This window comes from Ferrovibrio terrae (assembly GCF_943372915.1).
Taxonomy (GTDB): domain Bacteria; phylum Pseudomonadota; class Alphaproteobacteria; order Ferrovibrionales; family Ferrovibrionaceae; genus Ferrovibrio; species Ferrovibrio terrae_A.
Genome location: NZ_CALSAN010000002.1, coordinates 173408 through 186688, shown reverse-complemented (window position 1 = coordinate 186688; position 13281 = coordinate 173408). Strand labels below are relative to the sequence as shown.

Genomic DNA, 13281 nt, shown 5'->3' with positions numbered 1-13281 from the left:
GTTCGACACGCCCAAAACCCCCCATCCTGCCCATGCGCGCGCTCGCGCCGGTGGGCAGGCAAATCGTTGATCATCGGTTTGCCTGGCGGGTTCCAGCCCGTGGCATGCCTGAGGGGTAATCAGGCTGCCCCCGCCGCCTCTGGTGCATAACACCGGATGCAGCAAGAGCATTAGTATGCAACCCTGTCGGGCAGGCGCCTGTCAACGGGAAATTTATGCCGGGGTAACGCGCGGGGCGGGTAGTGCTTACGCCTGAGGGCGGCGGCGGCGCTCCGCGCGCAGGCTCTTGGCTTGGCCGCGGACGAATAGCTGCAGCTGAGAGAAATCCGGGCGGTGGCCCATTTCGGCGTTCTTCATATCCAGCAGGTAGACCGTGGCCACGATCTCGTCCAGGCGCTGATCGCTGGGCTGCTGGATCTCGCGGATCTGGGCAAGTTCGTTCGATGTGAAGCGCTGGAGTTCTTCCCACCTAGCCCGATCGAAGTTGGCGATCGGCTTTCCCATTTCGTCAGCAGCCTGCGCCAGCGCAGCAGGGATCGCGGCTTGTGGCGATACGGGCAGGGAAAGATCCATTCCGCCGACAACCTCTAAAACCGCGCGCCGCCTGCTCTCAGGGAGCATCCGCAGTTTCTGGATCAATGCGAATTCTTCGTCGTTGGGTTCATCAGGGCCGAAATACAGCTGGCGCATATTGATGCCCAGCGCAGAAGCCAGGCGCCTTGCCTGCTGTGGGACCAAGTCCCGTTCTCCGTTCTCAAGCTTTGCGATGTGCTGCTGAACGGTGCCGGCGAGTTCGGCCAGGGCTGCTTGGCTGAGTTTTTTTGCTGTCCGCCAGTGGCGAAGGAAATGCGTCGCGCGGCTCTCAATGTCCATGCCGGTCAACCTCACCCCTAACGGGGTAAGGTTCAAACAGCCCTTAGGTTCGCTTTGCGACAGCATGGCTTGACAATAACCCCCGAGAGGGGTTAAGCCCAAGCCACGAAATGTAGGGGGTTTATCGTTCGAACCCCCCAGATGTTGCCTCCAAACGGGGTTAAACGATGAACCGTGGTGCACTGGCGATGCTGGATTGGCGGAAAAGGCAGCCCAAAAACCCCAAGATGGACACTGGCCCGGTAGGGATCAGCCAGGATGAGGCAGCGCGGCGTGCCCAGATCAGTCAGACGGCATGGGGGCGGTACGAATTGGCGCAGCGGCTGCCGACTGCATGCGCGCTGGGTCAGCTGAAGCGAGCGTGCGGTATCGATCCCAATCTGTTCCTTGATGAGATCTCCGTGGCGTCGATCGCTGCGGCGGTGGCCGGCTCGCAGCCGGTTATTTCCTCCCTGCGTGAAACTCCGGCCGGTGTGTCAACCTCTGGGGCGCCGGCCGCTTTTTCCGAGGGCGGCCATGACTGATCGCGAACTGAGCCGCGAGGAAACTTCTGCGCTGAACCGTCGAGCCAACCAGCTGGTGCAAGCCGCCTGGCCGGAAGTTCGGTTGGATCTGAAGCGCCAATATTTGGCTCGAACCGGTAGCGATGCCGCGCTGGTAGCGATCGAACAATTGACGTTGGTGCCTCCGGCTGGTGTTGCGCCTGGTGAAGATCTGACGGAGTTCCTGCTGTCGGCACCCGCTGAGTGGTGGCTAATCTATCGGCGGTTTGAGCGCCGCTTGGCAGATCGCCTCAGTGAAATGTGGCCGCAGCGGGTGCGGCCATGACTGATCGCCATCTGCCCGGCCATGTGCTTCCCGGTCGGCGCCTGTCGATCACGCATGCGATCGAGCTGGATGGCCAGCCCTGCCTGTTCTCGATCGGCTTTGACCGGCAGGGCATCGCGCGCGAAATCTTCGTGACGGCCAACAAGGTCGGATCCGAGCGTGAAGGCACGCTGCAATCGCTGTGTGTCGCGCTGTCGCTGCTGCTGCGCAGCCATGCCTGCGCGGATGATCTGCGCCACCGGATCGGCCTGCCGGGATCGCTGGCCGATCGGCTGCTGGATCGTGCGGCGCAGCTGGAGGCATCGGCGCGGGTGGGGATCATGGAAGCCTATGCGGCGGCCGATCGCCTGCAGGATCCCGCTGCCGTCAAGGTGCTGTCGTGACGGTGCCGGATCGGATCCAGCTGGTCGAGCAAACCGGCAATCACGATTGCGGCGCGGCCTGCCTCGCCATGGTGCTGGGCCTGCGATCATCGGTGATCGCGCAGCAGCACCAGCTGCTGCGCACAGTCGGAGAACTGCAAGATAGCGAGCCGATTGCTGGCGATGACTGCACGGTGGGCGTGGCCGCATGTGAAATCATGGCGGTGTTGTGGGATCGTGGCATCCTGGCGCTGCATATCATTCCGCCCTGCGTGAAGGATCCGCGTTCGTGGTATGACCGCGTAGCCGATCAGATGCCTGTGCTGCAATCGCTGCGGCGCATTGAAGATCATCTGGACGATGGCGGCGTGGCCATCCTTGGCGTTGCCTCGCGCAAGATACCGGGCGGTGGCCACTGGATCGTGGCGCAGGGCCATGCGCTGTTTGATCCGAACCCTGCATCCGGCAATCCCTATACCAATCTGCAGGCCGATGGCCCGCTAGAAGTCTCGGAAGCCATCCTGATAGGTGACGCATGGGGATCGTAAAAGGTCGCCGGCATCATGCCATCCTGATCGGCGTGCTGGTCGCGCTGTTTGGTGCACCTGTCGTGGTGCTGCTGCTTGGTCTGGTGTCGCGCCTGGCGCCGTCGCTGCTGCTGATGGGGGGCAACTGAATGTCGCCTGTGGCGCCGCGCCGTTACGAGATCGCCGAACTGATCGGCATGCTCAAGCTGCGCACGCTGGATCTGTGCATGGAACTGCTGCCGGGCGGCGTGAAGCGCGGCCAGGAATGGAAATGCGGATCGCTGGCGGGGGAAGCCGGCAACAGCATGGCGGTGCATCTCAGCGGGCCGCGCGCCGGACTGTGGATGGATGGCGCCACGGGTGAAACCGGCGATGTGTACGATCTCATTGCGCAGGTTCTGTTCAACGGCGACAAGAAAAAAACCTATCAGTGGGTGCTGCAGCATCTGGGGCTCGAAAATCCCGGCCGTGGTGCGCCGCAGATCCAGCGACGGGTGAAAAGCCAGGCGGAGATTGACGCGGAAAAACGCGATGCGATCGAGGAAAGCGAGGCCACGCGCAAGCGCGCGCATGCGATCTGGCTGAGTGGCCAGCCGATCGAGGGCACGCCAGCTGCGGCCTATCTGGCGGGGCGCGGCATCGATATTGCGCGGCTGGGCCGCTGGCCGCGATCGCTGCGCTATCACGCCAAGGTTTATCACGGCCTGGTGCAACAGCATTTCCCGGCCATGGTGGCCGTGATGGTGGATGCCACCGGCACGGTGCGGGCGATCCATCGCACCTTCCTGCAGATCCACGACGATGGCCGCGTGACCAAGGCGGCGGTGCTGGGCAAGGAAGCCAAGCTGTGTCTGGGCGCCTATGGCGGATCCTCGATCCATCTGTGGCGCGGCAAGAGCGGCAAGCGCTTCACCGATGCGCCGCTGGATGACGTGCTGGCGATCGCGGAAGGCATCGAAGAAGCCATGACGATCGCGATGGCGCATCCCGACTGGCGGATCATCAGCGGTGTTTCGGTCGGCGCCATGTCGTCGCTGCAGCTGCCGCAGCGATTTCAGCATGTGGTGCTGTGTGCGCAGAACGATCCCGAGCTGCACCCCGACCCGGCGCGGGCTGCGCGTGGCGAACGGCATCCGGCGCGGATCGGCCTGGACAAGGCGGCGCAGGAACTGAAGCGCGATCACATGCTGGTCGAAGTCGTGCGCCCGGATCCGCGCTTCAAGGACTGGAACGACTGGCTCTGCAACAAACCGATGGTGGGGGAATGAAACAGGTGGCTGCACTCTTTGTTGAGACAGGCGGCTGCTATTTCGATCAGCCTGGCATCGAACCGTGGGATCGAACGCGCGATGCTCGCATGTACGCAGGTCCCCATCCTGTTGTGGCGCATCCGCCCTGCGAACGGTGGGGTCGCTATTGGGGGGGGCGCCATTGACTAGCCCGCGCCTGATCAAAGGCAATGATGGCGGCTGCTTTGCCACCGCACTTCACGCGGTTCGGATCTGGGGTGGCGTGCTAGAGCATCCGGCCGATAGCGCGGCATGGGACTGGTTTCAGTTATGCGCACCTCCGCGCGGCGGTGGATGGGTGCGAGCCGACTGGCTCGGCGGTTGGACGTGCCGGGTTGAGCAAGGTTATTACGGCCATGCCGCTCGAAAGGCGACATGGCTCTATGCTTTTGGCATCGATCCGCCAGTGCTGAAATGGGGACGCGCGCCTGGTGACTTCGTAAAATTTGAGGATGGCTATTCCTCCAGCGAAGAGCGTGCAACAGCGAAAGCGCGCGCGATTAAAACCGGTGCGTGCCAGCTGCTCTCAAAAAAGCAGCGTTTAGCGACGCCAGCCGAATTTCGGGATCTGCTGATCGATATGGCCAGATCCGTGCAGGTATCAAGGCAAGCCGCATGAAGCAACTCGGCGAAACCCAGCGCGCTCTGCTTGCCCGCCTGCAGACTGGCCGCGCGGCAACCCTCAAGGAACTGATTGAAGCCGTCTGGGGCGAGGATCCCGATGGTGGACCCGATGACGCACCGGATGCGGTGCGCGTTGCGCTGCGGCGCCTGAAACGGCGTGGCGTGCCGATCGAGCGCGAGCGGCAGGAAGTGTGGCGACTCAATCAAAATCAGGATCAAGGGGTGGCGGCGTGACTGAACAGCAGCAAGGCAATGGCCCGGATCTCGCCGCAATCTCCGTGGCGCTGGGCAATCGCCAGCGGGTCGAGCCGCAGCGTGAAAGCGATCAGGCGGATCAGCTGATCGAACAGGCCATTGCCCTGGTGCGGCGCGAGGGCAAGGCGTCTGTCTCCTTCATCCAGCGCAACCTGCAGATTGGCTACAATCGCGCCGCGCGGATCATGGAATATCTGGAACAGGTGAAGGTGGTTGGCCCGGCCAATCATGTGGGCAAGCGTGATGTGCTGCCGGCGCAGGATGAAGATCGCAGCCGCGCCGCGCCGATCGAGGAAGCCGAGGAAGCCGAGCGCGATCCGCCAGGCGATCAGGGATCCGGTGGCAGCGATGATCCGCCGCGTGAAGGCCGCAAGGACCGGCTGCCGGCTGACTGCCCGGTGGTGCCGCTGGGCACCAAGGATGGCAAGTTCTATTACCTTGATGCGATCGGCCAGATGCGCGTGCTGAAAGCGCGCGAGCATGGCCGGCTGGATCTGGAGGCGCTGTTCGGATCCAGCCAGATCTGGCTCTATCGCAATGCGCCGCGGCTGAACAAGGAAGGAAACATAACCGGCTTCCAGGCGGAGAAGATCGCATCCAAGCTGATCGCCAGCTGCTCGCGCAAGGGCGTGTTCTCGCTGCTGGAGCGGCGCCGCGGTGCTGGTGCCTGGCTTGGCGACGATGGCGAACTGATCCTGCATTGCGGTGACAAGGTGCTGGTGTTTCACCAGCCGGAGAAAGGCAAGGTCGATCCCCCGACCCGGCAGGAACACAAGCCGGGGCCTTATGGCTATCACGTCTATCCGGCATCCGAGCCGATCGGCAGCCCGAGTGCGATGGGCACGGGCAAGGCGGAAGCCGATAAGCTGTATGAGATCCTGAAATCATGGGCCTGGAAGCGGCCGGGCGTGGATCCGCGGTTGATCCTGGGCTGGATCGGCGCGGCGCTGATTGGCGGCGCACTGGCCTGGCGCCCCAGCATGTGGATCACGGGTGGTGCCGGCACCGGAAAATCCATGCTGCAGAAGCTGCTGGATCTGCTGTTCGGCCGCGGTGCGCTGGTGCGCACAACGGATGCTTCTGCAGCTGGCCTGTGGCAGAAGATCGGACAAAGCACGCTGCCGGTGGCCTTCGATGAAATCGAGGCCGAGGAAGATAACCGGCGCATCAATGCGGTGGTGAAGTTCGCCCGCCTTGCTTCCTCTGGCGGCCTGGTGCTGCGCGGTGGCGCGGACCATGAAGGCGCCGAATTCGTCGCCAGATCCTGCTTCCTGTTCTCCAGCATCATTGTGCCCCCGCTGCTGCCGCAGGATCAGGCGCGCATTGCGGTGCTGGATCTCGCGCCGCTGCCGGCCGGCCAGCCGCTGCCGGATTTCTCGCAGCTGGGCCTGATCGGATCTGCGCTGCGCCATCGCATGGTGCTGGGCTGGCCGCGCTATGTGCCGGTGCTGGAAAGCTATCGGCATGCGCTGATGAAGCGCGGGCACGGCGCGCGCGGTGCTGATCAGTATGGCACGCTGTTGGCCTGCGCGGATCTGCTGCTGAATGATGCGGTCGAGTTGACGGTGGAAGGCGGTGCGCTGCCGGAAGCCAGTGAACTGGATGACATGCTGGACGGGCTCGATGCCGCATCGCTGGCGGAGCGCGACGATATAGCGACCGATGAACAGCGGTGTCAGACCCATCTCCTGACCTCTGCCATAGAATTGTTTCGCGGGCAGGTACGCACGATCGGCCAGTGGCTGGTGGATACCTGGCGGCCGATCACGGGCAATGATGACGCGGAATACAAGGACAAGATCCAGCGCGATATTCAGGGCTATGGGCTCAAGATCATCCGCCGCGGTGACGTGGATTACCTGGCGGTGGCGAATACGCACAGGCGGCTGGCGGAGATCTTCGCCGGCAGCGCATGGCAGGCGCGCGCGGGCGCCACGGGCGGCTGGCGCCAGTCGCTGCTGCGCCTGCAGGGTGCCGAGACAAATGGCGGCCTGCGGTTCGCCGGCATGCAGCAGCGGGCCATCATCGTGCCCATGCACATCATGTTCCCTGATGTGATCGAGCAAAAAAGCGGGCAGCCGCGCGTCACCGGCTATTGCGCTGACGCTGGATCTGTCGGGCGCGCGGCTGCTCCTCATTCCGGACAGGGGGAACTTGGCCCTTGACCCCGACCCATGGTTTCATGCAAGGATTTCGCGCGAGCGTTGACCGGTGCCTATGGGTCCGGGTGAAACGGGTGAAACGGCAGCGTTTCAGCCAGCGTTTCAGACAAGCCGCTGATACTCCTGCACAATCTGACACTGAAACGCTGAAACGGGTCTTTCGGCATACCTACATGCGCGCGCGTATGCGCGGGCATGTGTGTGCGATCATGCTTTATACCTGTTTCAGCGTTTCAGATAGGTCTTTAACCTTATCTTACGGGTACTTAACTGAAACGCAGGCTGAAACGCTGCCGTTTCACCCGTTTCAGGCCCTGCCGCCCGTTTCGCGGGCCATGCAATGCGCTGGCTGCATGCCGCGCCGATCCTCTCAAAACCGGTCGAATAAAATAATGGAGGTCAGCCGCTATGGCCGATGACGGCAAACCGGTGCAGCAGGTGCTGCTGCCGTCGCCCGAGGGCGCGGAAGAACAGCCGGCCGGCCCGCGCGGGCGCGGCCGGCCGAAAGGCAGCGGCAACAAGCGCACCGATGGCACGGTGGATGCGATCGGCCGCATGTTCGGCCTGCCGCTGGAAGTCCTGGGCCAGATGTGGGCCGAGCCGGCGCGCAAGAAAGCCCGGCGCCTGCGGATCTCGATGGCCGAGGCCGAGCAAGAGCGGCGCCAGGCGGCAACGGCCGGCCTGCCGTACATGCACCAGAAGCTGCCGCTGGCGATCAAGTCGGAAGGTGGCCGGACCACGCTGGTTTTCAACATGGGCGATGGATCCGCGCCGCCGAAACAGGATCAACAAAATCAACCACTTATCGATGGCGTGGCCATCCGCTTGGACGGCATGGACTTGGACGTGACTGATGTTCTGGCGGAAAACGGGGATAAAGACCAATGAAAACCACTGATGCCAAATCAGCCGGTTCGCCTGCAGCTGCCAGCTGGAAGGCGGCCCAGCCGCGCCAGGCTGGCCAGGATCGCGCGGATCTCGATCGGCCGGCCATCGGGCTCCAGGCGCAGGGGGGGGCCCCCACGGCCGCCCGTGCCTGTGGTGGGGGGGTGCCTCGGAAATGCGCTGATGTTTCGGCGGGGGCTCCCGGCAGCCGAAACGCTGAAATACGCCGCACAGGGGCCGGGGGCGCCGAACATTCAAAATACGCCGCTCCGGGGCGCGGGGATGCGATCGAGGCGGCAGCCGTCGCGCAGTTCGGCCGCGATGCTTGCGCAGCTTATCGGCGGCTGTCGTTTGGCGGGATCGAGTTTGTGGAGGATCCGGATCTGCCGCCTGATGTGATCGAGTGGCGGATCCCGAGGGCGCGGCCATGAGCGACAACACCACGATCCCGATGACGCCGGCCGGGCCGGTGTCGGAAGCCTATATCCGCTCCAAGCTGCCGGTGAAGGCCCTGATGGGGCCAACCGGATCCGGCAAGACGATCTCAACATTCCAGGCGGTGATCTTCGCGGCCTGCCAGTTCGTGCGGCCCGGCCCTGATGGCGTGCGGCGATTAAAGGCGGGGTTCCTGTCGAAAACATATTCCTCGGCAAAGACCAAGCTGATCCCCTCTTACAAGCAATGGCTGCCGCCCACGATGGCGGGATCCGATTTGAAGGGCGATGGGCCAATCCTGGGTGAGATCCGGCTTGATGTGCCCGGCATCGGCAAAGTGGATATCGAGATCGAATTCCTGGCGATCGGCGACAACCGCGCGGAAGATATCCTGCGCGGCTGGGAAGGAAATATCCTTTGGCTGAATGAAGCGGATCTGTTTGATGAAGATGTTCTGGATCTGGCGATCAATCGCGTGGGCGATGGCCGCTATCCGGCGCCGCACCTGCGGCCTAAAGGCGAAGTGTTCGGCACGGTGCTGCTGGACTTCAACGCGCCATCAATCGATCACTGGATCTTCCGGCGCTTCATTGAAGAGAAGCCCGATGATTTCGGCCTATTCGTCCAGCCTGGCGGGCTGGATCCAGCGGCTGAAAACATTACGCCGCAGCGCCTGGCGCACTACCAGCGGCAGGCAAGGATCTGGGCGAAGTCGGCGCCCGACAAGCTTCAGCGGCTGATCAACAACAAGTTCGCCTTCTCTCGGCGCGGCAAGCCGGTGCATCCGGAATACAACGATGGTTTGATGGTGGCGCGCGCTTCGCTGATCCCGGTGAGTGAATTCGGCCTGATCCTCGGCATCGACGGTGGCGGCACGCCTGCGCTGACGGTGCGCCAAATGTTTCCGGATGGGCAATGGTGGTGCCTGGCGGAACTGATCTCGCCGCATGATGAAAACACCGGGCCGGAGCGGTTCGGCCGCAACCTGAACCGCTTGCTGGCGGAGCGTTTCCCCGGCTGGCCGCGGCGGCGCATCCGGGGCTACGCGGATCCGGCGACGATGTATGGCGCTGACAAGAAAGGCGGCCAGCTGGACTGGCTGCAGAAGCTGGCCAAGGAAACGCAGCTGGATCTGCAGCCGGCCTATCACAACAACGATCCGATTAAGCGGCGCGGTGCCCTGCGCGCATCGCTTGCGCCGCTGGATGACGGGCGGCCGGGCACGCTGTTTGATCCAAGCGTGCGCACGTTGCGCGCGGGCTACTCCGGCAAATTTCACTTCGAGAAAAGCGGCGATGACTGGGCGCTGGCGCCAGTGAAAAACAAATGGAGCCATGTCTGTGAAGCTGATGAATATGGCGTGCTGGGTGGTAGCCGCTTCGGCGATCTGGCCGATCGAGCGGCAACCGGCAGCCGCAATGGCGGCGGGCCTATCATCGCGTCCAGTGATTTTCAGGTGCGCTGATGCTGCGCGCGGTGATCGTGTTCTGTGATCTGGAGCCGTTGCCGATCGCGGTGCGCACGCCTGCGCGGGTGCTGCTGCGCTGGCTGGTTGAACGCACCATGCGGCCTGGCTTCCGGCATTGCATGGTGGTGCTGCAGCATCCGAGTGGCGGGCTGACCGTGCTGGATCCGACGATGACGGGGCTGCGGATCCACCAGCTGGCCAGCGATAGCTATCTGGATGATCTGGCGCTGGGCCAGGTGCTGGAGCGCGTGCGGCTGGTGGTGGTGCCAGTGCCAGCGGAGGATTGGCAGATCCGTTTCGGCTGGCGCACCTGCGTGGGTTTTGTGCGCAACCTGCTGGGCCTGCCGACCCGTCGCCTGGTGTTAACGCCTTGGGCGCTATACCGCGAGATCTCGGGCATAGAACGGCAAGAGGCTGGATTATGAGCATCGGCGGCGGTCCAAAGGCTCCTGACACATCGGCGCAAGACAAGGCGGCGGCAGATGCCAAGGCCGAAAAGGACAAGCTGAAACGTGAGAACGACGCCAAGCTGAAGGCCCGCCGTGGCCGCAGTTCTGGCCGCGGCCTGCTGACCACATTTGGTGAGGCCGGCGTTTCCGATCTGCAGAACACGCTGGGCTGATCATGGCCAAGGCGGCGTGGCGGTCGCGGTACGAACACGCCAAAAAGGATGCCGATCTGTGGCTGCAGCAGATCAAGGATGGCCACTATTATGCCTTGCCGGCGCATTACGTGGCGCACCAGGCCGAGGGCAGCAAGCAACCCGACAACGCCAAAGTTTTTGACGCAACCGCCGTGGATGCCGTAAGCCGGCGCCAGGCGGATCTGCACCAGAAGCTGTTCCCCGCCTTCCGCACCTGGACGGACTTTTCGGCCCCCGGTGCTGAGAACAATCCTGCGGCCAAGGCGGCGCTGAAAGCGGTGCGCGAAAAATTCCACGCAGCCATCATGCGGTCGAATTTCCATCTGGAGGTTCACGCCGCGCTGGGTGATGCGCTGGTGTCGATCGGCTGCCTGGCGATCCACAAAGGCACGATCAACAATCCGCTGCGCTTCGAGGTGATCCCGTCCGCCGAACTGGTGGTGGCCGAGGGGCCGGAAGGCATGCTGGATGACACCTGGCGGCGGCACAAGACAAGCGTGGAACGCCTGAACCATATGTGGCCGGGTATCGATCTGCCGCAACGCTGGAAGGATCTGCTGGACAAGAGCCCGGCCGAGAAAGTCGATGTGATCGAGGCATGCACGCGCAACCTGCAAACCGGGCGCTGGGAAATCTGCGTGCATGCCGGCGATGAAAGCGGCGGGCAGGAAGATCAGCCGCTGTACAAGGCAGAAGCGGGTACCAATCCGCGGCCGGCCTTCCGCGTGACCAAGGCGCCCGGCACGTCAATGGGCTTTGGCCCGGTGCTGCGTGCGCTGCCAAACATCAAGACCGCCAACAAGGTGGTGGAGCTGGTGCTGAAAAATGCCGCCATCGCGGTCACGGGGATCTGGCAGGCTGATGATGATGGCGTGCTGAACCCGGCGAATGTGAAGCTGGTGCCGGGTGCGATCATTCCCAAGGCGGTGGGATCCAATGGCCTCACGCCTTTGAAGTCGCCGGGGCAGTTTGACGTGTCGCAGCTGGTGCTGAGTGAATTGCGGCAAAAGATCGAATTGACCATTGAAGGTCCGCTGCCACCCGATAACAGCCCGAGTTCGCGGCGCACGCGGTATGAAGTCATGGTGGATGAACAGCGCCACGCCAAGGTGGAAACGCCAATGGCGCTGCAGCTGATGACCGAGGCGCACGAACCGATCGTGAAACGCTGTGTCGAGATCCTGGCGGATCCGACGATGGCGGGATCTGATTTCTTCCTTGGCGAAGTCAAGGCCGGCGATGCCGAACTGGAAGTGTGGCCGGTGTCGCCGATGGTGCGGCAGCAGGATGAAGAGGACGCAGACCGCACCCTAAGCGCACTCGCCAATGGCCAGGCGCTGTTCCCGAATGAAAACGCGGTGCTGGTGAAGGGCATGCAGGTGCTGCGCGGATATTACGATTTCAAGGGCGTGCCGGGCGAATTCATCCGCACGGAAGATGAATTGAAGGCAGAGCAGGCGCGGCAGGATGAAGCGCAGCGGAGCGCGCAGGCCACCGCTGTCATGGCGCCGGCCGTGGTTGAAGCTGGCAAGGCCGCGGGCAAGGCTGCCGGCGAAAGGATCGTTGGTGGCGGCGGACAAGTCTGAAAATCAGGTTGCCGCCGCGGCGGCTGCCTGTCTTGGTCATGGCCAGGGGCCGGCCTTGATGGCGTATCTGCAGCAGACCACGATCATGCGTGAACTGCCGCCAGATGCCAGTGACGCTGAATTGCGCGATCTGGAAGGTCAGCGCCGATTGTTCCGCCGCATTGCGCGGCTTGTTCAAGCCGGCATGGAGGGTTCCCCCGGATCCTTCATCGCCGATACTCAGGAGACATAAGCGATGCTCAAGACTTCCGCAGCCAGCCTGTCAGTCGCTCCGGCGCTGATCCTGCCGTTTGCCGCGCGGCCGGCCGTGGCCATCGGCCATGCGCGCCACTACGGCCCCGATCTGCTGCAGATGGGTGGCGGTGGTGATGACGGCGACGGCGGCGGCGATGGTGGTGGCGATCAGGGCGGCGGCGACGGCAAGGGCGGTGCCGGCGATGGTGGTGGCGATCAGGGCGGCGGCGACGGCAAGGGCGGCGACAAACAGGAACGCTTCATCACCGGGCCTGACGGGCAGAAAATCGCCATACCGGTGAACCTGTGGGATCCCAAGGCCAATGACGGCAAGGGCGGGCCGAACGTGGCCGCTATCCTCAAGAGCCAGTCGGATCTGCGCCAGCGGCTGGGCGCGGTGCCCGGCAAGTATGAAGTGAAGCTGGCGGGCGACCTGGCCGAGAAATACGAGATCGCGGCGGAAGATCCGTTCGCCGTGAAGGCGGTGGAGATCATATCGAAACACAAGGGCGTAATGAGCCAGGCCGCCTTTGAGGAACTGACCACGGCCTTTGCCGAACGCGAGATTGCGCGCGAAAGCGAGGGTGCCGCCAAGGAAGTCGAGCGCCTGCAGAATGATCACAAGGTGCTGGAGGAAGCCTGGGGCCAAAATGCGGCATCCAATACCAAGGCGCTGGATGGCTGGCTGAACCAGATGTTCAAGGGCAAGGCGGGTGCGCTGGAAGAGGTGCGCCTGATGCGCGCCTCCGCCGATGGCACCATGGCGCTGTTTACGCTGTTCGAGGCCGCCAAGGGCAAGGGCCTGGCCAAGCCGGGTGGCGGCGGTGGCGCGGCCGAGATCCTGACGGAAGCCGAACTGGAGGCCATCCAGAAATCGGACGCCTATCAGAACCCCAACCACAAGGACTATGCCGCCACGCGGAAAAAGGTGAGCGAGGGTTACAAGCGGCTGTATCCCGACGACTAGCCGTCGCCTGCTGTTAACCCCCGCCATGTTAGGCGGGGGAATGCGCCGCCAATCCTGGCCAGACCGGCGCAACTGCTGGCCCGCAAGATGAAGCGTCAATCATCCATTGCTTCGGCGTTATCAGCGCGCGGAGCCTCCGGGCC

At 63.5% G+C, this 13281-nt stretch carries 16 protein-coding genes and 1 pseudogene; 16 read left to right on the top strand and 1 reads right to left on the bottom strand.

The genetic code is table 11. The annotated features are described in order from the left end of the window. Positions 1 to 246 precede the first annotated feature (246 nt). Positions 247 to 873, bottom strand: a complete 627-nt coding sequence (locus AAG821_RS02400; protein WP_341909635.1) for a helix-turn-helix transcriptional regulator — start codon at positions 871 to 873, stop codon at positions 247 to 249. A 167-nt stretch (positions 874 to 1040) separates the two neighbouring features. Between AAG821_RS02400 and AAG821_RS02395 the strand changes: the two genes are divergently transcribed. The 16 genes and pseudogenes from AAG821_RS02395 (at position 1041) to AAG821_RS02320 (ending at position 13138) form a co-directional block, all read left to right on the top strand. After that, positions 1041 to 1397, top strand: coding sequence for a helix-turn-helix transcriptional regulator (locus tag AAG821_RS02395; RefSeq protein ID WP_341909636.1), 357 nt, complete (start codon positions 1041 to 1043; stop codon positions 1395 to 1397). Beyond that, on the top strand, positions 1390 to 1701 hold the full coding sequence (locus AAG821_RS02390) for a hypothetical protein (RefSeq protein ID WP_341909638.1): 312 nt from the start codon (positions 1390 to 1392) through the stop codon (positions 1699 to 1701). Before AAG821_RS02395 ends, AAG821_RS02390 begins: the two co-directional genes overlap by 8 nt. After that, entirely contained in the window at positions 1698 to 2084 is a 387-nt protein-coding gene (locus AAG821_RS02385) for a hypothetical protein (protein WP_341909640.1), read from the top strand. The genes AAG821_RS02390 and AAG821_RS02385 overlap by 4 nt, the downstream gene beginning before the upstream one ends. Next, positions 2081 to 2611 (top strand): hypothetical protein, encoded by a 531-nt coding sequence (locus tag AAG821_RS02380; protein WP_341909643.1) that lies wholly within the window; start codon positions 2081 to 2083, stop codon positions 2609 to 2611. The genes AAG821_RS02385 and AAG821_RS02380 overlap by 4 nt, the downstream gene beginning before the upstream one ends. Next, a complete protein-coding gene (locus AAG821_RS02375; RefSeq protein ID WP_341909645.1) occupies positions 2599 to 2739 on the top strand; it encodes a hypothetical protein in 141 nt (46 codons plus the stop codon). Before AAG821_RS02380 ends, AAG821_RS02375 begins: the two co-directional genes overlap by 13 nt. Then, entirely contained in the window at positions 2740 to 3858 is a 1119-nt protein-coding gene (locus AAG821_RS02370) for a toprim domain-containing protein (RefSeq protein WP_341909648.1), read from the top strand. Positions 3859 to 4021: 163 nt separating this feature from the next. Beyond that, entirely contained in the window at positions 4022 to 4498 is a 477-nt protein-coding gene (locus AAG821_RS02365; protein ID WP_341909650.1) for a hypothetical protein, read from the top strand. After that, a complete protein-coding gene (locus AAG821_RS02360) occupies positions 4495 to 4737 on the top strand; it encodes a hypothetical protein (RefSeq protein WP_341909652.1) in 243 nt (80 codons plus the stop codon). Before AAG821_RS02365 ends, AAG821_RS02360 begins: the two co-directional genes overlap by 4 nt. A gap of 104 nt (positions 4738 to 4841) precedes the next feature. Next, positions 4842 to 5009, top strand: a pseudogene (locus tag AAG821_RS02355) (DNA translocase FtsK); the annotation flags it as partial. A 2319-nt stretch (positions 5010 to 7328) separates the two neighbouring features. Beyond that, positions 7329 to 7808: a hypothetical protein gene (locus AAG821_RS02350; RefSeq protein WP_341909653.1), complete on the top strand. Its 480-nt coding sequence runs from the start codon at positions 7329 to 7331 to the stop codon at positions 7806 to 7808. Positions 7809 to 8307: 499 nt separating this feature from the next. Continuing rightward, entirely contained in the window at positions 8308 to 9705 is a 1398-nt protein-coding gene (locus tag AAG821_RS02345; RefSeq protein ID WP_341909655.1) for a hypothetical protein, read from the top strand. Beyond that, complete coding sequence (locus AAG821_RS02340; RefSeq protein ID WP_341909657.1) at positions 9705 to 10133, top strand: hypothetical protein; 429 nt, start codon at positions 9705 to 9707, stop codon at positions 10131 to 10133. The genes AAG821_RS02345 and AAG821_RS02340 overlap by 1 nt, the downstream gene beginning before the upstream one ends. After that, the gene (locus AAG821_RS02335; RefSeq protein ID WP_341909659.1) at positions 10130 to 10330 is read left to right on the top strand and encodes a hypothetical protein; all 201 of its coding nucleotides are present in this window, start codon (positions 10130 to 10132) and stop codon (positions 10328 to 10330) included. The genes AAG821_RS02340 and AAG821_RS02335 overlap by 4 nt, the downstream gene beginning before the upstream one ends. 2 nt (positions 10331 to 10332) lie before the next feature. Beyond that, positions 10333 to 11937 (top strand): portal protein, encoded by a 1605-nt coding sequence (locus tag AAG821_RS02330; RefSeq protein ID WP_341909661.1) that lies wholly within the window; start codon positions 10333 to 10335, stop codon positions 11935 to 11937. After that, positions 11918 to 12169, top strand: a complete 252-nt coding sequence (locus AAG821_RS02325) for a hypothetical protein (protein WP_341909663.1) — start codon at positions 11918 to 11920, stop codon at positions 12167 to 12169. Before AAG821_RS02330 ends, AAG821_RS02325 begins: the two co-directional genes overlap by 20 nt. Before the next feature lie 3 nt (positions 12170 to 12172). Then, positions 12173 to 13138, top strand: coding sequence for a hypothetical protein (locus AAG821_RS02320; protein WP_341909664.1), 966 nt, complete (start codon positions 12173 to 12175; stop codon positions 13136 to 13138). Positions 13139 to 13281 lie beyond the last annotated feature (143 nt).

What these genes read in the sequence shown, in the direction of transcription:
- AAG821_RS02400 (WP_341909635.1), bottom strand. Translation starts at nt 873, where the DNA reads ATGGACATTGAGAGCCGCGCGACGCATTTCCTTCGCCACTGGCGGACA.
- AAG821_RS02395 (WP_341909636.1), top strand. Translation starts at nt 1,041, where the DNA reads ATGAACCGTGGTGCACTGGCGATGCTGGATTGGCGGAAAAGGCAGCCC.
- AAG821_RS02390 (WP_341909638.1), top strand. Translation starts at nt 1,390, where the DNA reads ATGACTGATCGCGAACTGAGCCGCGAGGAAACTTCTGCGCTGAACCGT.
- AAG821_RS02385 (WP_341909640.1), top strand. Translation starts at nt 1,698, where the DNA reads ATGACTGATCGCCATCTGCCCGGCCATGTGCTTCCCGGTCGGCGCCTG.
- AAG821_RS02375 (WP_341909645.1), top strand. Translation starts at nt 2,599, where the DNA reads ATGGGGATCGTAAAAGGTCGCCGGCATCATGCCATCCTGATCGGCGTG.
- AAG821_RS02370 (WP_341909648.1), top strand. Translation starts at nt 2,740, where the DNA reads ATGTCGCCTGTGGCGCCGCGCCGTTACGAGATCGCCGAACTGATCGGC.
- AAG821_RS02360 (WP_341909652.1), top strand. Translation starts at nt 4,495, where the DNA reads ATGAAGCAACTCGGCGAAACCCAGCGCGCTCTGCTTGCCCGCCTGCAG.
- AAG821_RS02350 (WP_341909653.1), top strand. Translation starts at nt 7,329, where the DNA reads ATGGCCGATGACGGCAAACCGGTGCAGCAGGTGCTGCTGCCGTCGCCC.
- AAG821_RS02340 (WP_341909657.1), top strand. Translation starts at nt 9,705, where the DNA reads ATGCTGCGCGCGGTGATCGTGTTCTGTGATCTGGAGCCGTTGCCGATC.
- AAG821_RS02335 (WP_341909659.1), top strand. Translation starts at nt 10,130, where the DNA reads ATGAGCATCGGCGGCGGTCCAAAGGCTCCTGACACATCGGCGCAAGAC.
- AAG821_RS02330 (WP_341909661.1), top strand. Translation starts at nt 10,333, where the DNA reads ATGGCCAAGGCGGCGTGGCGGTCGCGGTACGAACACGCCAAAAAGGAT.
- AAG821_RS02320 (WP_341909664.1), top strand. Translation starts at nt 12,173, where the DNA reads ATGCTCAAGACTTCCGCAGCCAGCCTGTCAGTCGCTCCGGCGCTGATC.